The organism is Rhizobium sp. BK399, from assembly GCF_014194695.1.
Lineage (GTDB): Bacteria > Pseudomonadota > Alphaproteobacteria > Rhizobiales > Rhizobiaceae > Rhizobium.
Genome location: NZ_JACIAH010000009.1, coordinates 1 through 20,768, shown reverse-complemented (window position 1 = coordinate 20,768; position 20,768 = coordinate 1). Strand labels below are relative to the sequence as shown.

Annotated in this window: 15 protein-coding genes and 5 pseudogenes; 19 read left to right on the top strand and 1 reads right to left on the bottom strand. The window is 58.3% G+C overall.

Annotated features, from left to right (window positions below):
• Positions 1-316: 316 nt before the first annotated feature.
• Positions 317-1,216 carry a LysR family transcriptional regulator gene (locus FHT97_RS19135; protein ID WP_183755994.1) on the bottom strand — a complete coding sequence of 300 codons (900 nt, stop codon included), beginning with the start codon at positions 1,214-1,216 and terminating at the stop codon, positions 317-319.
• A gap of 109 nt (positions 1,217-1,325) precedes the next feature.
• On the opposite strand from FHT97_RS19135, the gene FHT97_RS19130 reads away from it, so the two are divergent.
• The 19 genes and pseudogenes from FHT97_RS19130 (at position 1,326) to FHT97_RS19040 (ending at position 20,296) form a co-directional block, all read left to right on the top strand.
• Entirely contained in the window at positions 1,326-1,958 is a 633-nt protein-coding gene (locus FHT97_RS19130) for an HD domain-containing protein (RefSeq protein ID WP_183755993.1), read from the top strand.
• Between the two features lie 36 nt (positions 1,959-1,994).
• Positions 1,995-2,681, top strand: a complete 687-nt coding sequence (locus FHT97_RS19125; RefSeq protein ID WP_183755992.1) for an amino acid ABC transporter permease — start codon at positions 1,995-1,997, stop codon at positions 2,679-2,681.
• A gap of 1 nt (position 2,682) precedes the next feature.
• A complete protein-coding gene (locus tag FHT97_RS19120; protein ID WP_183755991.1) occupies positions 2,683-3,339 on the top strand; it encodes an amino acid ABC transporter permease in 657 nt (218 codons plus the stop codon).
• 64 nt (positions 3,340-3,403) lie between these two features.
• On the top strand, positions 3,404-4,189 hold the full coding sequence (locus FHT97_RS19115; RefSeq protein WP_183755990.1) for a transporter substrate-binding domain-containing protein: 786 nt from the start codon (positions 3,404-3,406) through the stop codon (positions 4,187-4,189).
• A 58-nt stretch (positions 4,190-4,247) separates the two neighbouring features.
• The gene (locus FHT97_RS19110) at positions 4,248-4,979 is read left to right on the top strand and encodes an amino acid ABC transporter ATP-binding protein (protein WP_183755989.1); all 732 of its coding nucleotides are present in this window, start codon (positions 4,248-4,250) and stop codon (positions 4,977-4,979) included.
• A 58-nt stretch (positions 4,980-5,037) separates the two neighbouring features.
• Positions 5,038-5,919 carry an NAD(P)-dependent oxidoreductase gene (locus tag FHT97_RS19105; RefSeq protein ID WP_183755988.1) on the top strand — a complete coding sequence of 294 codons (882 nt, stop codon included), beginning with the start codon at positions 5,038-5,040 and terminating at the stop codon, positions 5,917-5,919.
• A 12-nt stretch (positions 5,920-5,931) separates the two neighbouring features.
• On the top strand, positions 5,932-6,270 hold the full coding sequence (locus FHT97_RS19100) for a hypothetical protein (protein ID WP_183755987.1): 339 nt from the start codon (positions 5,932-5,934) through the stop codon (positions 6,268-6,270).
• A gap of 2 nt (positions 6,271-6,272) precedes the next feature.
• Complete coding sequence (locus FHT97_RS19095; protein WP_183863921.1) at positions 6,273-7,037, top strand: SDR family oxidoreductase; 765 nt, start codon at positions 6,273-6,275, stop codon at positions 7,035-7,037.
• Positions 7,006-7,584 carry a gluconokinase gene (locus tag FHT97_RS19090; RefSeq protein WP_183863920.1) on the top strand — a complete coding sequence of 193 codons (579 nt, stop codon included), beginning with the start codon at positions 7,006-7,008 and terminating at the stop codon, positions 7,582-7,584. The genes FHT97_RS19095 and FHT97_RS19090 overlap by 32 nt, the downstream gene beginning before the upstream one ends.
• Positions 7,581-8,522, top strand: coding sequence for a 2-hydroxyacid dehydrogenase (locus tag FHT97_RS19085; RefSeq protein ID WP_183755984.1), 942 nt, complete (start codon positions 7,581-7,583; stop codon positions 8,520-8,522). Before FHT97_RS19090 ends, FHT97_RS19085 begins: the two co-directional genes overlap by 4 nt.
• A gap of 15 nt (positions 8,523-8,537) precedes the next feature.
• Complete coding sequence (locus FHT97_RS19080) at positions 8,538-9,569, top strand: L-idonate 5-dehydrogenase (protein WP_183755983.1); 1,032 nt, start codon at positions 8,538-8,540, stop codon at positions 9,567-9,569.
• 84 nt (positions 9,570-9,653) lie between these two features.
• On the top strand, positions 9,654-11,084 hold the full coding sequence (gene gndA / locus FHT97_RS19075) for an NADP-dependent phosphogluconate dehydrogenase (protein WP_183863919.1): 1,431 nt from the start codon (positions 9,654-9,656) through the stop codon (positions 11,082-11,084).
• Positions 11,085-12,016: 932 nt separating this feature from the next.
• Positions 12,017-13,759: an EAL domain-containing protein gene (locus FHT97_RS19070; RefSeq protein WP_183755981.1), complete on the top strand. Its 1,743-nt coding sequence runs from the start codon at positions 12,017-12,019 to the stop codon at positions 13,757-13,759.
• Between the two features lie 1,187 nt (positions 13,760-14,946).
• Positions 14,947-17,508, top strand: a complete 2,562-nt coding sequence (locus tag FHT97_RS19060) for an FAD-dependent oxidoreductase (RefSeq protein WP_183755979.1) — start codon at positions 14,947-14,949, stop codon at positions 17,506-17,508.
• Positions 17,509-17,617: 109 nt separating this feature from the next.
• A pseudogene (locus tag FHT97_RS31595) lies at positions 17,618-17,740 on the top strand (VapC toxin family PIN domain ribonuclease); the annotation flags it as partial.
• A 3-nt stretch (positions 17,741-17,743) separates the two neighbouring features.
• A pseudogene (locus FHT97_RS30880) lies at positions 17,744-17,893 on the top strand (transposase); the annotation flags it as partial.
• Positions 17,894-19,137: 1,244 nt separating this feature from the next.
• Positions 19,138-19,230 (top strand): annotated as a pseudogene (locus FHT97_RS19050) (cupin); the annotation flags it as partial.
• 1 nt (position 19,231) lies between these two features.
• Positions 19,232-19,533 (top strand): annotated as a pseudogene (locus tag FHT97_RS19045) (SDR family NAD(P)-dependent oxidoreductase); the annotation flags it as partial.
• 233 nt (positions 19,534-19,766) lie between these two features.
• Positions 19,767-20,296 (top strand): annotated as a pseudogene (locus tag FHT97_RS19040) (hypothetical protein).
• Positions 20,297-20,768 lie beyond the last annotated feature (472 nt).

Below are 20,768 nucleotides of genomic sequence, written 5' to 3'. Positions count from 1 at the left end.
TCGCGAGGACTGGCTCCGCGCTGGTCTTGGTCGCCGCAGCAGAAGTCGAATACGGTACGGCCCACGGGACGCGCGCAATGCTATCAGCTCAGGCAGTTTGTCGGCGGTGAAGTCGGCTGCAGAGCCGGTCTGAACGGCCATTCGCGTGCCGCACGACCCTCAGCGGCTTTAATAGTGCCCTTCTTGACCGGAGGACCATGGCAACGGTACCCTGGAGAGAGGTAACGAAGTCGACGGCTTCAATCGGTCTTCCCGGTGCGTTTCAAGGGCGTCTACCACGCAGTCGACGGCCCAAAACCATATCAACGAGGATGTGTCAGCCGCAGAATGCGACGTCAACGCTGACTTTTCGGATCATTTGCTTGACTTGGGGCAGAGCCCGAACCACTGCGCCTTTGTTGGTGCCAATGAATACGTCCTGCATCGGCAATTTGGATCTGGTTTCGAGAACGTAAACGGATCCCTTTCGGATCTGATCTCGCACAAGGCGCACTGGAAGAATGCTGATGCCAGTGCCCGCCTCAACGAGATTCAGGATCGCGCCAAGGCTGTTGCAAACGTTAAGTCGGAGACCGAGCGTGGAATTACCGCTGAGCGCGTTCGTCGTGAGTTCGTGGAGATTGGACGGTGCCGGCGTTGAAAAGACGCGTTTGGTCAGTAGATCGTCGTCGGAAACGAATTCCTTCTTCATATTGAGCTTGGAACTGGCGATCCACTCCACCGTCTGACGGCCGAGAAGCTCAAGGGCGACATTTTCATACTCCGGCGGCGTCGACAGGAGTGCGATATCAAGAAGTCCCTCGGATAGCTGCCTTGCAAGATTGTGGCTCGTATCGACGGTCGCCGCAATCCGAGTGCCGGCAAATCTGTGGTCAAGTTCATCCAACAGCGCTGGCAATCCGACCGCCGCGAAACTGTCCATAACCCCCACTCTCAGCGTCGGCAGCTTGGTGTTTCTCGTCTTGATGTTGGATTCGATGTCCCGCGCGATCCCGATCATCGCCTCGGCGTAACGCTTCAACGCTTCGCCTTCGCTCGTCATGAGAAGCTGGCGCCTCTGTCTGATGAAGAGCGAGACACCGAGCTGCTCCTCCAGCTCCTTGATCCGATAAGACACGGTTGGCTGGGTGATGTTGAGCTTCTCTGCAGCGGCGTTGAAGCTGCGGAGTTGGGAGACCCAGTAGAATGATTCGACTGCAGAAAAGTTCAGAGCCATGAGCGCAAGATAGAAAAATTCAATCGATAACCCCGAATATCCCAATTGGATTTGAAGTTCAATCAATCATAAGGTCGAGAAATAAGCAGATAGTAACGGTGTTGAAAAAATGTACAAAACCATCTCTCGCGGACATATTGTCGAGGATCTTCCGGAAATCGCGGAGATCCAGTCCCTCGAACTTCGTGAGAAGGTCATCGACGCGTGGGTGTTTGCCTTGGAACGTTCTTCGTTCAGTCGTGTCACGGATATTCAAGGTGAGGGTAGCCCGAACGTATTTTCGCTAAAGCGCGGAACCCAGGACGCTCACCTCCGTGGGGTCACCCGGCTTGCCCTGGCGATCTATGAAGAGTTCAAGACCACCTATCCCGAGGCGAAAGTCGATCGAGACATCATCCTTGCCGGCGGCCTGTGCCACGACATCGGTAAGACGTGGGAATTCGACCCCGTAAATCTCAAGCGTTCAGCCGAACGCGGCGACCGCTACGGCGACCCGACTTATCGCCATTCTACCTACGGCGCACATGTTTGCCTCTCTGTGGGACTTCCCGACGAAATCGGCCACATCTGCATGGGGCACGCATTCGAGTTTGGCGGTATTGGTCACAGCACCGAATGCTTCATCATTCGCCAGGCTGATCACGCATGGTGGCATGTCGCGGCGGCCCTGGACCTTTGCCACCCCGACACGATTTCGTTTGCGGGCAAGAGCATTCGGGTCCGGCCTTTGGGCCTCGAATAGTTTCGAAACCGGACAGGAACATGCGCCGAGGCAACAATGCAATATACCTTCCAATTCGGTCCGTTGATCGCATATCTGCCACAGTTCCTCAGCGGTCTGTGGTTGACGATGCAGCTTTCGATCGTCGGTATCTTCGGTGGTTTCGCCCTCGGGGTCGGCTTAGCAATTGTCTCGACGCTATCGTGGTTCTTGCCGCGCTTCCTGGTTCGCTGCTACGTGGAGATCGTGCGAAATACGCCATTGCTTGTCCAAATCTTCGTGATCTTCTTCGGCTTGCCTAACATCGGTATACGGATGTCTCCACTAACATCCGTGACGATCGCCCTGGTCTTCAACAATGCAGGCTATATCGCCGAAATTGTCAGGGGCGGTATCCAGTCGACCCATCGCAGTCAATTCGAGGCGGCCGAGAGCCTGGGCATGACGTACTTACAGACATTGCGCTTTGTGATCCTTCCACCTGCCTTGGAAAGGGTCTTCACGCCGGTTGTCTCGCAGTGTGTACTGTTGATGTTGTCAACCAGTTTGGTATCCGCGGTCGGCGTAGAGGACATGACCGGCGCCGCAATGATCGCCAGTTCCGAGACGTTCCGGACGATGGAAGTATATCTGGTCATTGCTGCTGTCTACGTGACCCTCAACTTCATCTTCTGGGCGCTTTTGAATCTCCTGGGGCTGATCGTATTTCGACGCTCGCGCCGCAAGCTGCTGGGGAGAATATAATATGCGAACATTCGGAACTCCGGAATTCCTTTTCGTATTGTACGCCCTGCGGTGGACGCTGACGCTGACCGTCATTGCCTTCGTCGGGGGCGGCCTTGCCGGGATTGTCCTCGCGCTCTTGAGGATCTCGTCCAGCAAGTTCTTAAGAAATGCGACATTAGCTTACATGCAGTTCATTCAGGGGCTTCCACTCCTTGTTCTGATGTTCATCTGCTATTATGCGCCGTCGCTTTTTGGCTATGAGGTGAGCGCGATCGTCGCCGCAGCGGTCGCCTTGACTATCAACTCCAGTGCCTTCCTTGGCGCCATCTGGGAAAGCGCTCTTCGCGCAATCCCGAAGGCTCAGTGGGAAAGCGCCGATGCTCTCGCGATGACGACGCTGAAGAGTCTTCGATTCGTCATCGCTCCACAGGCGATCAGGCTGGCATTGCCGTCTACCGTTGGTTTTCTTGTCCAGATCATCAAGCAGACCTCGATAGCGTCGATCATCGGCTTTATCGAAATCACTAGGGCGGGACAGCTGGTCAGCAATGCAACGTTCGAACCCCTTAAATCCTTCCTCGCGGTGGCAGCACTGTACTTTGCCGTCTGCTTTCCACTCACACAAATCAGCCTTTGGCTGGAACGAAAGGGGGCGCGACGCGGATCGCGCGCTTGAGATCCAACGACACAAAGAAGGTCGTTTCACTGAAACCGGAACTCGAAAACTGAGAGGACGCAAAATGCGCTTCAAATCCCTACTGCTACCGTTCGTCGGCCTTGCCCTCGTCTTTGGTGCGACCGTCGCATCGGCCTCATCCTTGGACGATATCATCGCCCGCAAGAAGGTCATGATCGGGGTCGACCTTTCCGTCCCGCCATTCGGCATCACGAACGATCAGATGCAGGCCGACGGCCTCGACGTGGACGTGGCCAAGCTGCTCGCCAAGGATCTTGGCGTCGAATTGGAGCTTGTACCCGTGACCGGCCAGAGCCGCATCCCTTCGCTACAGACCGGAAAGGTCGATTTCGTTGTGGCTAGTTTTGGCATCTACACCGAGCGGGCACTGTCAGTGGCATTCTCCAATCCCTACGGAGGCCACAAGTCGGTGATCGTGGCCCCGAAGGAAACGGCGATCAAAAGCCTCGACGACCTTAAGGGCAAGCGGGTCGGCGTTCCCCGAGGAACGGCGCACGAGAAGATCCTGTCCAGTGCGAACATCCCAGGAATGGAGCTGGTGCGATTCGACGATGACAGCACGACGCTGAACGCGCTGGTGGCCGGTCAGGTCGACGCGATCGGCACCGTGAACTACATCGCCGCCCAGCTTCAGGGTCGCTATCCTGACAAGTTCGAGGAGAAGACCACCTACCTCCAGAGCTTCTACGGCGTCGGTTTGCGTCGCGGCGACCCCGACCTGCTGCACTGGCTCAACACAGTGCTGTTCGTCCACACCCAAAGCGGCGAGCTCGGCAAAATCTACGAGAAGTGGATGAAGGCGCCAATGCCAGCGCTGCCGTCCTTCTAAGTCAGACCGACTGCGGGGCGGCCTGCCGCCCCCGCCAGCCCACCGAGAGGTAAAAGAGATGTCCGTCGTAATTGCAAACAATATCCGTAAGAGCTTTGGTCCGTTAGCAGTCCTCAAGGGTGTATCCCTGACGGTTCAAGGTGGCGAGGTTGTTGCTTTGATCGGCAGGAGTGGTTCGGGCAAGAGCACTTTTCTTCGGTGCCTGAACGGGCTTGAGACGATTGACGGTGGCGACATAGAAATCGCGGGTCACGCCATGTCAAGGAAGCCGGCCTTGCTTCGCGAACTACGCCGCGACGTCGGAATTGTTTTTCAAAGCTACAATCTTTTCCCTCACCTGACCGCGGGCGAGAACATCATGCTCGCCCCAGTGCAGGTCAAGGGTGAAGCGAAGTCGGCGGCGAAAGAGGAGGCCAGACGCTGCCTTGCGCTCGTTGGTCTCGCCGACCGTTTTGATTCCTATCCCGATATGCTTTCCGGAGGTCAGCAGCAACGCGTGGCGATCGCTCGTTCGCTAGCGATGCGGCCAAAGGTTCTTCTCTTCGACGAAGTGACGTCGGCGTTGGATCCTGAACTCACCGGCGAAGTCCTCGCGGTTATCGAAAGCTTGGCGCGCCAGGGAATGACGATGCTTCTCGTCACTCACGAGATGGGCTTTGCGCGACGCGTGGCCAACCGCACGATCTATATGAAAGACGGCGTCATTCACGAGGAGGGCCCGTCCGCAGAGTTCTTCACAAATCCAAAGACGCCGGAGCTACAGGCCTTCCTCCGATCCGAAGTCGGCTAACCAAACTAATTCCTTTAACTGAAATTCATTTGACCGCCCTCGGCGGAAAGGAGCTGCTGTGCCTACCAAACAGAAGATCGCTCTAGTCGGATGCGGCGTAATGGGAACAGCCATCGGGACCCGCCTCCTTCAGACCGGTCATACGGTGATTGCGTTTGATCTTGATCGCGGCAAGGTTTCGCAACTCGAAATACTGGGTGCGCAACCGGCAAGCTCCGCCGCCGATGCAGCGGCGAAGGCGAACTCTGTCGTGCTGAGCCTGAATTCGTCACGGATCGTGCGTGAGGCGGTGTTCGGTGGAGGAGGCGTCGTCCATGGCGCGAAGATCGGCACGGTGGTCGTCGACATGTCGTCTATCGAGCCCGTGGCGACGCGGCAACTGTCGGCCGATGCTGCGGAGGCGGGGTTGAAGTGGCTGGATTGTCCGCTGTCCGGAGGTGCCCCGAAGGCGTTGGAGGGAAAGCTGACCGTGATGGTCGGGGGCGATCCCACTGATTTCGCCCAAGCGAAGCTTATCCTTGACGACCTCTGCCAGAATTTGACGCTCATGGGGCCGAGCGGCTCCGGCCAGACCACAAAGCTCATCAACCAGGTTCTCTGCGCCTTGAACTTCGTCGCGGTCGCCGAAGCCACTAGACTCGCTGTCGACGCCGGTGTCGACGCCCAAAGAATTCCCGCGGCTCTAAGCGGGGGTCGCGCCGATAGCGCGATCCTGCAGGAGTACATGGGTAAGATGGCCAGAAACGACTATTCGCCCACTGGTCGCATCGACAACATGGTCAAAGACCTCATGGCAGTGCAATCACTCGCAGGACACACAGGCACTGCCATGCCGATGACCTCGCTTTGCATGGAAATTCACCGGTTGATGATGGCGGCTGGCCTCGGTGCGGCCGACAGCGCCGCGCTTGTTCGATTTTACGATGGCCCGAGAGGCTAAAGGAGTAGTGCAATGATCATTCGATATGCCGAGTTCGTGGGTGCAATCCGCGAAGGCAAGGAGTTCGAGTTCTTCCGTTTCGTCCAAGAGGTTTTGACCCCGCTCTGGACAAAGTTCGATGGCGCGGAAAGTGTGACGGTTTCCCGTGAGGTGGAACGCGATGAGGGAGCGCCTTCGATGCCGCTTCTTCTTGCCATTGCATACTCAGACAAGGGCGCGCTCGAACGAGCGATGGCCTGCGACGCAAGGTTCGAATCCCGAGAGCAGACCAAAACGCTACTCGAGATGTTTGATGGCGTGGTCTACCACCGGGTCACTGACCGCATAGTCCACCGGGCACTGGGCAACTGACGATGGCGGCTGATCTCTTCGATCTCTCTGGATCGCGGGCGCTTGTGACCGGCTCGTCCCAAGGTATCGGCTTCGCCTTGGCAACTGGCCTCGCCCGGTATGGTGCGCAGGTCGTCCTAAATGGTCGCGACGGCGTCAAACTGCGGGATGCCGCCGCCCGGCTCTGTGAAACCGGCGCGTCGGTCTCAATCTGCGAATTCGACGTCACTGACGCCGCAGCCGTAAAACGGGGAGTCGACGAGATCGAGAGCAGCGGCCCCATCGACATCTTGATCAACAACGCTGGAATGCAATTTCGTTCGCCGCTCGAGGAGTTTCCTGCAGACCGCTGGGAGCAATTGTTGAAAACGAACGTGTCCAGCATCTTTTATGTCGGTCAGGCCGTCGCGCGGCATATGATCACCCGTCGTCGAGGCAAGATTTTGAATGTCGCCTCGGTGCAAAGCGAACTCGCCCGTCCAGGGATCGCTCCCTACACTGCGACGAAGGGCGCAGTAAAAAATCTGACGCGAGGCATGTGCACTGACTGGGCTAAGCATGGCCTGCAGATCAACGCGCTTGCGCCGGGGTATTTCAAGACCCCGCTCAATCAAGCGCTGGTCGACAGCCAGGAGTTTTCTAGCTGGCTGGAGAAGCGAACGCCAGCAGGCCGCTGGGGCGATGTCGATGAACTTGTGGGCGCGGCTGTGTTTCTGTCGTCCAAGGCTTCCTCTTTCGTGAATGGACACACGCTTTATGTCGACGGCGGTATCACCACCTCTCTTTAATGCGCCCCCAGGGATTGGCCCGCTGGTGGTAATGGGCGTCTCGGGGTGCGGTAAGACTTCAGTCGGAAAGCTGTTGGCTTATGATCTCGGATACCTGTTCATCGAAGGCGACAGCAAACACTCCGATGCCAGCATAGAGAAAATGTCCAACGGCATCCCTTTGACCGATGAGGACCGACTGCCGTGGCTGATGTCCCTTGGCCGAGAAATGGCGGCGAATCGACAAGTCGTCGTCTCGTGCTCGGCGTTGAAGCGACCTTATCGTGACGTTCTGCGCAACGGCGCCGGTACGCCGCTCAGCTTCGTTTTTCTTCATGGTGGCACGAAGACTCTGGCTGCGAGAATAGCCGCCCGAAACGAACACTTTATGCCGCTCTCGTTACTCGAAAGTCAGCTTGAGACGCTAGAGCCCCCGACCGATGAGCACGATGTCATCACAATCGAAATCGACCAGCCGTTCGAACACATCGTGTCGACAGTAATCACGTATGCGGGAAAGCTCGCACAACAACGCTATAAGGCGGAAATCTCACAGAGGAAACCATGACAAAGCCCGAAATTCTGCTCGTCGGGCCATATCCCGATTGGGACATGGTTGAGCTTGAAGACCGCTATATCGTCCACAAGCTCTACGAAGCCGCCGATCGTGATGCATTCCTGATGGACGTCGGCTCGGGTATCAGGGCCATCGCCACGCGTGGCGAACTTGGTGCGTCAGCAGAGTTGATGGAGTGCGTGCCGTGGGTCGAGCTCGTTTCCGTATACGGGGTTGGAACGGACGCCGTCGACCTTGGCTATGCCAAAGCTCGTGGCATAGCCGTTACCAACACGCCTGACATCCTGACGGACGACGTCGCGGATATTGCGCTGGGACTGTTGCTGGCAACAGCGCGTCTCATGCCGCAGGCAGATGTCTTCGTCCGGTCCGGTCAATGGGGAAAGGCCGTAATGCCGCTCGTCACGCGCGTCACCGGGAAGCGTCTCGGCGTTGTCGGCATGGGCCGGATCGGTCAGGCGATCGCAAGTCGGGCTGCCGCATTCAACTGCGATATACGCTATTTCTCACGCAACCCGCAGCCACAGGTCTCCTATGACCACGAACGCGATCTTGTCGCGCTTGCAGAGTGGAGCGAGTTTCTCGTTGTCATCGTACCGGGCGGCGAAGCGACCAGAAACATAATCGATGCTGATGTGCTTGAAGCACTCGGGCCTGATGGCATCCTTGTCAACGTATCGCGCGGATCGACTGTGGATGAAGAGGCGTTGATCGCCGCCCTTCAGAAACGATCTATCAAGGCAGCTGGTCTCGACGTGTTTTACAACGAACCAAAGATCGATCCGCGGTTCCTGGAGCTCGACAATGTCGTGCTGCAGCCGCATCACGGATCCGGTACAGTCGAAACCCGCAAGGCGATGGGCCAGCTGGTGCGCGACAATCTCGCCGCCCATTTCTCCGGCGACACCCTGCCGACGCCCGTTGTGTGAGGAGGACCATCCATCATGAAAGCCGTCGTCATCCATGCCGCCAAGGACCTGCGTATCGAAGAGCGCGAGTTGGAGACCTTGAGCGAGAACGAGGTCGAAGTCGCCATTGAAGCGGGCGGGATCTGTGGTTCCGATCTGCACTACTACAACCATGGTGGATTCGGCACCGTTCGGGTGCGCGAGCCGATGATCCTCGGACACGAGGTCGCAGGCACGATCAAGGCGGTCGGGGAGGGCGTGTCGCACCTGGTTATCGGCGATCGCGTCGCCGTGTCGCCAAGTCGGCCGTGCAACGCCTGTGCGTATTGCCTCATTGGGCAGCAGAACCACTGCCTCAACATGCGCTTCTATGGCAGTGCCATGCCGATGCCGCACATCCAGGGCGCCTTCCGCCAGCGGTTGATTGCAGAGCAATGGCAATGCCACAAGGTCGGCAACGAGATCTCCATCAACGAGGCGGCATTCGCCGAGCCGCTGGCGGTGACCCTGCATGCGGTCGTGCGCGCCGGTTCGCTGGCCGGCAAGCGCGTACTGGTCACCGGTTGTGGTCCGATCGGTGCACTGTCGATCATCTCTGCACGTGCGCATGGCGCCCGCGAGATCGTTGCCACCGACGTCATGGACGCTGTCCTCACGAAAGCTGCCGAGGTCGGCGCCGATCGCACCATCAACGTTGCCAATGCGGCTGCCGAGCTTGCGAGCTACGCTGGCAGCAAGGGTTACTTCGATGTCCACTTCGAGGCATCGGGCAATGCAAGCGCGGTCCGTTCCGGCATTGAAGTGCTAAAGCCCCGCTCGGTTCTTGTACAACTTGGCCTCGGGGGTGACGTCTCGATTCCGCAGAACATGGTCGTCGCCAAGGAGATCGAGATGAAGGGCACGTTCCGGTTCCATGAGGAGTTCGGCGTTGCGGTCGATCTCATCAATAGCCGGCGGGTCGATCTTAAGCCCCTGTTGAGCGGCATTTATCCGCTGACGGAAGCCGTTCAGGCTTTCGAGGCTGCCGGGGATCGGAGCAAATCGATGAAGGTACAGCTGGCCTTCTAGCCAGTCGATAGTGGACAGCTTTGGGCCGCCGCGTCCGTGGCGGTGCATCCCGTCATTGCGAGAAACGAAGAAAGCGGATGTATCGTGGAGAAGGCAGAAATCGGGCTGATCGGCCTTGCCGTCATGGGTTCCAACCTGGCGCTCAACATTGCGGAAAAAGGCAACAAGATTGCTGTTTTCAACCGTACTCCTGAGAAGACCGACGAATTCTACGAAAGCGCCGGCGATCTGAAGAAGCAGATCATTGCCTGCAAGACGATCGAAGAGTTCGTCGAGGCGATCCGCCCGCCACGCCCGATCATCATCATGATCAAGGCCGGCGAGGCCGTCGACCAGCAGATGGAGGCGCTGCGGCCGCACCTTACCAAAGGCGACATCATGATCGATGCCGGCAACGCCAATTTCCGCGACACGATCGCCCGTTTCGATCGCCTGAAGAACACCGACCTGACCTTCATTGGCATGGGCGTCTCGGGTGGCGAGGAAGGTGCGCGCCATGGTCCTTCAATCATGGTCGGCGGCACCGAAGACTCCTGGAAGCGCGTCGAGAAGGTGCTGACCTCGATTGCCGCCAAGTACAACGATGATCCGTGCGTCGCCTGGCTCGGCAATGACGGTGCCGGCCACTTCGTCAAGACGATCCACAACGGCATCGAATATGCCGATATGCAGATGATCGCTGAAATCTACGGCATCCTGCGCGACGGGCTTGGCAAGAGCGCCAAGGAGATCAGTGGTATCTTCGGCGAATGGAACAAGGGCCGCCTCAACTCCTATCTGATCGAAATCTCCGAGAAGGTGCTGGCCGCCAGCGATCCGGTCTCCGGCGGCCCGATGGTCGACATGATCCTCGACAAGGCGGGTCAGAAGGGCACCGGCAAATGGTCGGCCATCGAAGCCCAGAATATGGGCATCCCGGCCACCGCAATCGAAGCGGCTGTCGCCGCTCGCAGCCTGTCATCGATGAAGACCGAGCGCGAGGCGGCCGAAAAGATCTTTGGCAAGCCGGAATACAAGTTCCCGATCGCCTACGGTCCGGACCTCGACAAGGATCTCGAATTGGCGCTTTTCGCCGCCAAGATCGGTGCCTACGCGCAGGGCTTTGCGGTAATGGCGGAAGCCTCGCGCGAGTTCAACTGGTCGCTGCCGATGCCTGTCATCGCCAAGATCTGGCGTGCCGGCTGCATCATCCGCTCGCAGTTCCTCGACGAGATCACCTCGGCCTTCACCAAGGCTCCGGATGCGGCCAACCTGATCGTGACGCCGGCCTTCTCCGAGATGGTGAAGGAATCGCTGCCGGCCCTGCGGCGTGTGGTTGGTGCCGCTCTGCAGGCTGGCCTGCCGGTTCCGGCCCTGACCTCGGCTTTGACCTATTTCGATGCCTATCGCCAGGGCCGCGGCACCGCTAACCTGATCCAGGCACAGCGCGACTTCTTCGGCGCCCATGGCTTCGACCGCCTCGACGGCAAGGACTTCCACCACGGCCCATGGGGCAGTGGTGCGGCCACATTCTGAATCCATTGTTCGACCCGCGCTATATTTATTTCGAGCTCAGCTGATTGAAGGACAACGATTCAAATTCGTTCAAGAGCTCCAGCGTCTTTCCCTCAATATACTACCGCGATGACTCATATCAGGTCGTCATACCGCCGTGCAGTAAATGCTGGCTCTGGCCGGACAAATTTTGCGACGTCACTCTCACCGCTTGACCTACGCGTGTTTTGATGTTCGTCCGAATGCAAGCATAACAACGGTCCCTGGTACACCGGATCCGAGTGAGCCCATTGCAGACCGAGGAATTGGCTTTTAGGGATGACGGGCGACTCGTCGGCCGTTCGGCGCTGATGCAGCGTGATTGTCGAGGCTTGCTCGCAATCATTTGGCCTTGCAGAATATTTGGGACCGTCATCCGGTGGATCCTAGTGGGCTCCATCGAGAATATGTGGGCGATACGGACGACCGGATCTTCGGAGAGACTCAAATCGGCGGAGCGTAAATATACATTTTGGGGAGGCAATGCTGAAGGAAGCCAGAGGCGAGGTCGCATAAAAGCGCCGGGCGATCCACGAAGACAAAAGCTCATCGGTATGGAGCCAGCCTTACCGGCAATCGCTGTTCGCATAAGCTCGTTCTCATGCGAACGCTGCGTCGGCGTGCTCCCATCTCTCAATGGCTTCATCGGTAATTCATTCCCTTCCACTTTCCATTGATAGCGAAGGTGGGCTCCGCCCGTTACAACACCATCTAGTGACAGCGACGACAACGTTCTTCGCATTATCAGGACGAGTGGAGCGCGCAGCAGCATCCTGGGGACGGTAGCCTATTGGTATCTACCCTCTTTCCGCGCGCACGGAATGTCGCGGGCTCATTTTTGTTCAGAGCTTGCTAACTTGCGGTTGATATATTGGCCCCAAACGAAAGATCTTCTAGAAAGGAGGCGATAGCAGATGGGCGGCCGTACGGCTTATTCACCGAGCAACATCGATGACGAGATTGATCGACAAATGGAATTTTCGGTTCAGTCAAACGTCATGAATTTTGCCGAGGCTACAACCCTTTCGCTCGTCACCGTCGACGAAACCGGCAAAATCGAGTTCGTCAACCGCGCGATGACCGATCTGTTCGGCTTCGACCGAGAGGAGATGGTTGGGCAACCAATCGAAATCATTGTCCCCGAGCGCATGCGCGGTGCACATCGCGCCGGCCTGGCGCGTGTTGTTGCAGGTGGCGGGACGGCACTTTCGGGAAAAACGATCGAGGTGACGGCGCGCAGGAAGGACGGATCAGAGTTTCCGATCGACATCGCGCTGTCTGTTTGGCGCGGCGAACAAGGGATTGCCGTCGGCGCAATCATTCGCGATATTTCGCAGGCTCGGGAGCGTGACGCGCGCCTGATGCGGTTGGCGCATCATGACCTCCTAACCGGCCTTTGCAACCGTTTCCGCTTCGAGGCACAGCTGTCGGAGCTGTTCGAGAAAACAACGCTAGCCGCTGTGCTTTTGATCGATCTCGATGGCTTCAAAGAGGTGAATGACAGCGCCGGCCACGCCGCCGGCGACGCGTTGCTGCAGGCGGTGGGGATCCGTCTCGCGACCGTCACGCCAGCGCAAGCGACTCTCGCACGCTTTGGAGGGGACGAATTTGCTATGCTTGTGCCAGGAATGACCGATCCCCTTGTCACCCAGTCCCTGGCGTCGCAAGTGATCTGCGCGCTTGAACCACCTTTCGAAGTGAACCACGAATTGTTCCATATAGGCGCGAGTGTCGGCTATGCTTTCGGTCCAAGTGACGGAAACGACGCGGAGGAGCTCATTGCAAGTGCAGACGTCGCCCTCTATCGCGCCAAGCAAGATGGCGGACGGTGCATTCGAGTGTTCTCACCTGACATGCGCCTCGAAGCAGTTTCCCGGCGCGCTGTCATTGATGACTTGCGTAGAGCCTTCCGGCTCAATGAACTTGAGTTGCACTATCAGCCGCAGGTATCGCTCACAGACGGTAAGATCTTCGGCGTCGAGGCGCTGCTGCGTTGGCGCCATCCGCAAAAGGGCTTGTTATTTCCAGGAACATTCCTAGCCGCGCTCGAAACCAGTTCCCTGGCGTTGCCCATCGGCTGGTGGATACTCGACGAGGCGTGTCGTCAACTGGCCGAATGGCAGCGACAGGGCGTCGACGACCTCAAGGTTGGCGTGAACCTCTTTGCAGCGCAGTTTCGTTCTCCGTCGTTGGTACAGCAAGTGCGCCGTGCCCTCGAAAAACATGGGTTAAAGCCTTCGATGCTGGAGCTGGAGGTTACTGAGACAATTGCTCTCCTTGATGACGGCAATTCCTTTTCAGCAATGCGCGATCTGCGAGCGCTCGGCATCGACATCGCCTTCGATGATTTCGGGACCGGATTTGCTTCGCTGAGTTCGCTTCAACGTTTCCCGCTTACAACTCTGAAGATCGATCGGTCGTTCGTAGGTGAACTACTGACAAAACCTCAAGACGCCGCGATTGTACGCGCTATTGTTTCGATGGGAAATGAACTGGGGCTTCATACCATCGCAGAAGGGGTTGAGACAGCGGAGCAAGAAGCCTTTCTCAAGAGGCTCGGATGTAAAGGTGTCCAGGGCTACAGATATGGCAAGCCACAGCCCGCAGCCGCGATTGCTGCTATGGCAGGACGAGCCAGGATTTTGCCCTCCAATTAGGGCTCTTTTCGAAAGCGCGCATACCTGTGATTTGCTCGTCCATTCGCTTTTGGTCCTCGGCTATTGGCAGGAGACTACCGGTCAGCGGCGGACGAACCTTCGGAACAGCCGAAGACCTGTGTCCGCAACGTCAGTGCGGTCCCGCGCGCCCCTTTGATAGCGTCAGGCGCGTTCACCCTGCATGGCGCATTTTGTTGCGGGAGTGAGGCCGATAGCTGAAACGCTACGGCGCTGGAGACGTGGGGCCAATGCGGGTCAAGAAGTCTTCGTCCCGCGCGCGACGCCAGTATCGAGGTTATTCTCGCAATCCTCTGCCGAGTTGACAACTGTTTTGCTCAACATCCGGTGATTGCTGAGGTTGGATGGAGAGAATGGCAACAGTTCGCGATGTTGCGAACGAGGCAGGCGTTTCCGTCGCGACGGTAAGTCACTTAACCAATCAATCGTGGTTTGTGACACCCGAGACTAAGCTTCGTGTCCCTGGAGGGCAATCACCGATCTCCGTTACAGTCGCGATGAGTTGCACATTCGCTTCGCCGATCAAAAACCGGAACCATCGGGGGAATCATCTCCGCCATAACCAACCCCTTCTTTGCTGAGCTGGTAAAAGGCATCGGTGAAGTCGTAAGCAGTTGCTCGGGCGAAGCTGGCCCTTGTGTTCTGGCGCTCTGGCAAGCCCGCTCTGAGTGGCCTTTTTCGCCAGACGCTGGCATTGAGCCCATTGCGAGATTACACCGCTCTGCCTCGCAAAGCCTTCTGCTTTCATCTCTGGGCCAGGGCATCCGTGCTCCATCTTCCGAGCGACTATTGAGCCAGGGCAGCCAGCTATCCAAAGAACTCGGCCGGGTAGTGTGCGGACGACTTTAGGGGCGCGCGGTAACCTCAAGATGGGGGCCGTCCAAATATGGGGACCTCGCTCAGGCCTATCCAGAGCAATCCCCGAATTCAGCTTAGCGAGGGGACGGGCCACCTTCACCCAGGAACATAAGGACTAAGGCGATCAGCGATGTCGAGTTGATCAAGCCTCAACCTAGGCCGGCGCGATTGCGCCGATGTCGCGGGGGGCGGAGCCAATGACGATTATGAGCTGCCCAACATCGTGGTTTTTATGCGAAGAGGTCTGACCGAGAATTGAAAATTGGATGTGCCGTGGCACATTCGTCGAAGAACCAAGAAGGAACCGGCACGTGGCGGAATTTCCAAGCAAGGCAAAAGTCGTCATCATCGGTCTCGGCGGCATCGTTGGCGCTTCGATCGCGCATCACCTGATCGAACGCGGATGGGACGACATCGTCGGCATCGACAAATCGGGTATCCCGACTGACATCGGCTCGACCGCCCACGCCTCCGACTTCTGTTACACCACCAGCCACGACTATCTCTCGGTCTGGACAACCCAGTATTCCATCGATTTCTACGAGAGAATGGGCCACTACTCCCGCATTGGCGGCCTTGAAGTCGCTCGCACCGGCGATGACTCCTGGATGGACGAAATCAAGCGCAAGCTCACCTCCGCCAAGGCCTTCGGCACCAACGCCCGCTATGTCTCGCCCGCAGAGATCAAGGACATGTTCCCGCTGATCGAGGAAGATCAGGTTCAGGGCGGCATGTTCGATCCCGACGCCGGCCTCGTCATCCCACGCTCGCAGACGGTTGCCGGCAAGCTCGTCGACGCAGCCGAGAAGTCCGGCAAGCTCAGGATGTTTGGCAACACGCCGGCCCAGTCGCTGATCGTCGAAGGCGGCCGCATCAAGGGCGTCGTCACCCACCGCGGCACCATCATGGCCGACCACGTCATCGTCTGCGCGGGCCTCTGGGGCCGCCTGATTGCCGAGATGGTCGGTGAGGACCTGCCGGTCATGCCGGTCGATCATCCGTTGACCTTCTTCGGCCCCTACAACGAGTTCGAAGGCACGGGCAAGGAAATCGGCTTCCCGTTGCTGCGCGACCAGGGCAATTCGGCCTATATGCGCGACACCGGCGACCCGAAGACGACAGAAGGCGGCCAGATCGAGTGGGGCTACTACGAAACCACCAATCCGCGCATGTGTCATCCGCGCGAACTGCTCGAGAAGCACGAAGCGCGCCTCTCGCCCTCGCAGCGCGACCTCGAAATGGAGCAGATCCTCGAGCCGCTCGAAAAAGCCATGGAGCTGACGCCGATCCTCGGCGAACTCGGCTATAACGAAGGACACTCCTTCAACGGCCTGTTGCAGGTTTCCGCCGCCGGCGGCCCCTCCTGCGGCGAGAGCCAGAAGGTGCGCGGTCTCTGGTACTGCATCGCCATCTGGGTCAAGGACGGTCCGGGCTACGGCAAGCTCATCGCCGACTGGATCACCGACGGCCGCACCGAGATCGACCACAACTCGATCGACTACGCCCGCTTCTATCCGCACCAGCTGACCGAGGAATTCATCGCCGGCCGTTGCTACGAGGCCGCGCAGAAGATCTACTTCCCCGCCGTTCACCCCCGCGAACCCTACCTCTCCGGCCGCAACGCCAAGCGCTCGCCCTTCTACGAGCGCGAGAAGGAGCTTGGCGGCTACTTCATGGAATTGGGCGGCTGGGAACGCGCCCATGGCTATGCCGCCAACGAGCATCTTCTGGAGAAATACGCAGACCGCGTTCCGCTCCGCGAAAACGAATGGGACAACCGCCACTTCTGGCGCGTATCCAATGCCGAGCATCTGGCGATGAGCGAGGATTGCGGCATCGTCAACCTCAGCCATTTCCATATCGTTGACCTCGAAGGCCCCGACCATGTCGAGCTCTTGGAATGGCTCTGCGCCGCCAAGATCGGCGGTGACGGGAACATCGGCAAGGGCATCTATACCCACTTCCTCGACGATGAGGGTATGGTGCGCGCCGACTTCACCGTTATCCGCATGACCGATCGTTGCCGCCTCATCAACGGCGCCGACGCCGGCCCGCGCGATTTCCATTACATGAAGCGCGTGGCCGAGGATCGCGGCCTCGACGTCACCATCACCGATGTCTCGGAAAAGTTTATCACCATCGGCATCTGGGGTCCGAACGCCCGCGAGACGCTGAAGAAGGTCGTGGCCGATCCGGCTGCGCTCGACCCCGAAAACTTCGCCTTCGCGGCCATCAAGCCGGTCGAGATTGCGGGCAAGACGGTCACTGCCTTCCGCATTTCCTATGTCGGCGAGCAGGGCTGGGAACTGCACATGAAGTACGAGGACGGCCTCGCCGTCTGGGACACACTGCGCGCCACTGGCGTCATGCCATTCGGCGTCGAAACCTACGCCAACTCGCGCCGCATGGAAAAGTCGCTGCGTCTGCAGAACGGCGACCTGCTCACCCAGTATAACCTGCTGGAAGCTGACCTCGCTCGTCCGAAGGTCAAGGAAGCCGATTTCCGTGGCAAGGCCAAGCACCTGGAATACAAGGCGCGCGACCATCAGCCGGCGATGCTTTGCACGCTCGTCATGACCGAGAACACCGACAGCAAGGGGGTCAAACGCTACCCCGTCGGCTCCATGCCGGTCATGGACCCGGAAACCGGCAAGACGCTAGTCGATAGCGTTGGCCGCATATCCTACACCACCTCCGTCGCCTACGGTCCGACGGTCGGCAAGAACATCGCGCTCGCCTATCTCCCGTGGGAGTACTGCGAGGTCGGCCGCAAGCTGAATGTCGAATATTTCGCCGAAACCTACCCGGTTGAAGTCATCAGTGTCGGCTACAAGCCGATCTACGACCCGGAGAACCTGAAGCCGCGCACGTGATTGCGAGCCGCCCTCGCGTGAGGAAATGAGAGACAGTAATCCGTTCGCTCCAATGATTTGAGGGAAGCTGCAGCGGTTGGCGCCTATATCTCGAGTGCCACCGCTGATGCTTGAGAGCGAAGTGCTACCCCATTTTTCAAAGCGCATACTGTCCTTCAATCTAGCGGCTTCACAGTTTTACTCGCTCGGCACGGCTGATGGCTACATTGCCGCCACAGCAGTAGGGAATGGCCCTGACCGCGCCGCTTACAAGCAGCGTAACGTCGTCGAGCGTATGTTCTGCCGTCTCAAGGACTGGCGTCGCCTCGCCACCCGCTTTGATCGCAACATCAAAAACGTCATGGGCGCCGTCGCTCTCGCCGCAGCCGTCATCTGGTGGCTGTAGTGAGGCCGGACCCTGGTCCGATCAGTAACCGGGATATTTCCACGGAGGATAATTCGCGGTTCAACGAGCTTAAGGGCAAGACAGGGAGCCGTCGATGCTAAGATTCCCAGAATTCCCATCGTGGACTGGGCGGCGGCAAAGCGCGGGCTCGTGACGGAAACCACCATATTGGCGAGACGGTCGTGGGGGTCTTTGAAGGTCCACCGAAATCCCGGATCGAAGACCGATTCACGGTCCTTCGTGACTGCGATAGGGCCGCAACCCGCCGCTCTTCAGGCACGATGGCTGAGTTGCCCGCCCGCCCACCGGAGTCGGATTTGATCCTTTGGAGAGATCGACCAACGTCCCGACCATCACGCGACCAAAGACCGATGCTAGATTGCTGAGGATTGCATATTGTTCAAGGGCCACAACTAGCCGTGGCCGGTATCGCGGGTTGGGGCGCCGCGATACCGAGGGCCTCGCGCTTAATGCGTTGAGGCCCTGTTGATCTTGCGCTCCTTGAATGCGGTTCGTTGGCGCTTAGAGGGTTGCCATGCCGAGATCCATGACGACAGGACTCAGGATTTTGATCCTCAATCTCGGACCCCGATCCTGGCGCTCAATCCCAAGGGACGTAGGGGTGAAGACAGTACGGCATGCCCGCGAACTGGATCTCATCGAATTCCTCGACAGTAACCCCGACAACAAAAGATGCCGCCTCACCGAAAAGGGTTTGGTTTTGAAACGGCGTTTGTTGGCGAGCGAACGGATTCGCATACATCGCGCGGTGGAGGTTTCTCGAATTCCGCAACGTGTCGACGAAGAGCATCGAGGTTAAACAGAGCTCTGCAAATCCGTTCCAGCGGGGCAACATTTGGACCGATTTTTTTGCGAACCTCGAGCTGCGTCGCCGCAGCCGGGAGCTCTGCGATCGTCGCAACGGCGTCGTTGTGTCGTTCCCGCCAAATGAAACGATGGCTACGTCGATGACACTATCCTGATCCATTTGTGCCGGCACGCCTGTGAGCGCTGGCTGTCCTGCAGTCGGATCCAGACCACCTGCTTTGGTTCTTGCCGCCCGACCAAATGAAGATGCTGCCGATTAACCGTGACGTTCCGGTAGGCCTCGGTCGAGCAGCCGGTACATTCTACCTGCTGAGCGCCCCGGCGCATGTCCGCCATCCCGGCAAACATATCGGCATCGCCGATGCCAACCGGGGTGTACCGAAACCCTTGACGAGGGCGGAGGCCAGCGTTTCCGGCCCAACCTTGTCCACGGCGTCAAGGCGCTGGAAAAGGGCCGGTTGATCGATTCCTTCACGCCGCATCGCGCCGAATTCCTGAAGCGAGCCTGAGATGGCCATGTTCGACCTTTCAGGACAGGTGGCTGTTGTTACCGGTGCCAATCCCGGCCTTGGCCAGGCGATCGCCGTCGCCTTGGCTGCGGCCGGTGACTCCATCGTAGCGGTCGGCCGCACGGCGATGGACGAAACCGAGGCTGCAGTGGCCAGACCGGCGCAGGTTTTCAGGCCATCAAGGCCGATCCTAGTTCGATAGAGCCGGTCAACGCAATCGTCGACGAGACGGTCAGGACCTTTGGAAAGCTCGACATCCTGATCAGAAATGCGGGCACCATACGCTGTGCGGACGCAATCGACTTGGCCGCTTAGGCCCGACCCAATTAGTCTATTGATACCGCGTTGCGAAAATGCCGAACGCCCTGACCGCCTTGACGAACGGAGTGCGATTAGATGGGATATTCGGCTTTCCGTCTCAGTGTGACCATTGTGGATTGCGGTGCTGCGCTTCTGGCTGATGGTCAAACGAGGTCATGTCTCTCAACAGCCTCAAACATCAAAGGGAGAAGCGCAGCATGAAACACTAATGCGCACTGGATGTGTCGGTGAAAGGGACCGCGGTCTGCATTGTTGATGACACAGGCAAAATTTGCCGAGAGGTGAAAGTTGCCAGTCACCCTGAGGATTTGATCTCAGTGATCAAGGATCCGAAGTGGCAGATTGAGCGGATCGGTCTTGAAGCCGGACCACTGTCGCAATGGCTTTATGAAGGAATTGCCACGGCAGGATTGCCGGTGATCTGCATCGAGACGAGGCATGCAAAGGCGGTCGGTTCTGTGCTCGGGCTGACGCCGAAACTGAATGAGCCTGGTGAAAGCAAGCGGGTCGGGGGCGTATCCTGTTGCGGTGACGCGATGATGCTTTACAAGCAGCACAAGTCCTGCTTGTAAACGTCAAGAAATGGTCGTGGCTAAAAGCGTGGGCGACGAATATCGCCAGACGCCGCGGCAGGCAAAAGGTGGTTGTCGGGTTGGCTCGACGGCTTGCGGTGATCATGCATCGCATGTGGAGTGACGGAACCGAATTCTGCTGGACACGGGAGAGCTTGCCTGTTGCTGCGTAGTTAGCAACCAACCACTGCAGTGGGCACGATCCGAATTTCGACTTTGGTCTTAGACTAAGGACTCGGGAGTTGTTCGACCTCGTTCCCTCGCGCACTGGTCCTGGGAACTGCATAATGATCGAAGGGTGGTTCTTGGGGACCTACCAACTGTCTCGGCCATAGCTCCGGCGACTGTTCAGCCGGCAGCGCACTTCGTTTGTGCGAAGTGCGAAGCTTTGTCCAGGCAATGGGCAACTTAGGGGAGGGTGTCATCGTACAATCTATTCGTTCAGATCTAGATTTCATCCTGCGGAATGCTCAGGGCGAAAGCCTGACTGACATCTTTGGACGGTGTGCAACACTTCATGCGAGCCTCGGGTGGCTCGCTGACGGCGGCAGGCCAGGTGGTGGTGACGCACGAGGTGCTGAACGGCGACGAGTTCACGGTGATCCACGGCAATGTCGACAGCAACACCGATGCCGACTTCGTGCT

Coding starts and splice junctions, on each gene's coding strand:
- FHT97_RS19095 (WP_183863921.1), top strand. CDS start 6,273: ATGGCGGCTGATCTCTTCGATCTCTCTGGATCGCGGGCGCTTGTGACC.
- FHT97_RS19070 (WP_183755981.1), top strand. CDS start 12,017: ATGGGCGGCCGTACGGCTTATTCACCGAGCAACATCGATGACGAGATT.
- FHT97_RS19100 (WP_183755987.1), top strand. CDS start 5,932: ATGATCATTCGATATGCCGAGTTCGTGGGTGCAATCCGCGAAGGCAAG.
- FHT97_RS19135 (WP_183755994.1), bottom strand. CDS start 1,216: ATGGCTCTGAACTTTTCTGCAGTCGAATCATTCTACTGGGTCTCCCAA.
- FHT97_RS19085 (WP_183755984.1), top strand. CDS start 7,581: ATGACAAAGCCCGAAATTCTGCTCGTCGGGCCATATCCCGATTGGGAC.
- FHT97_RS19130 (WP_183755993.1), top strand. CDS start 1,326: ATGTACAAAACCATCTCTCGCGGACATATTGTCGAGGATCTTCCGGAA.
- FHT97_RS19080 (WP_183755983.1), top strand. CDS start 8,538: ATGAAAGCCGTCGTCATCCATGCCGCCAAGGACCTGCGTATCGAAGAG.
- FHT97_RS19115 (WP_183755990.1), top strand. CDS start 3,404: ATGCGCTTCAAATCCCTACTGCTACCGTTCGTCGGCCTTGCCCTCGTC.
- FHT97_RS19125 (WP_183755992.1), top strand. CDS start 1,995: ATGCAATATACCTTCCAATTCGGTCCGTTGATCGCATATCTGCCACAG.
- FHT97_RS19110 (WP_183755989.1), top strand. CDS start 4,248: ATGTCCGTCGTAATTGCAAACAATATCCGTAAGAGCTTTGGTCCGTTA.
- FHT97_RS19090 (WP_183863920.1), top strand. CDS start 7,006: ATGTCGACGGCGGTATCACCACCTCTCTTTAATGCGCCCCCAGGGATT.
- FHT97_RS19120 (WP_183755991.1), top strand. CDS start 2,683: ATGCGAACATTCGGAACTCCGGAATTCCTTTTCGTATTGTACGCCCTG.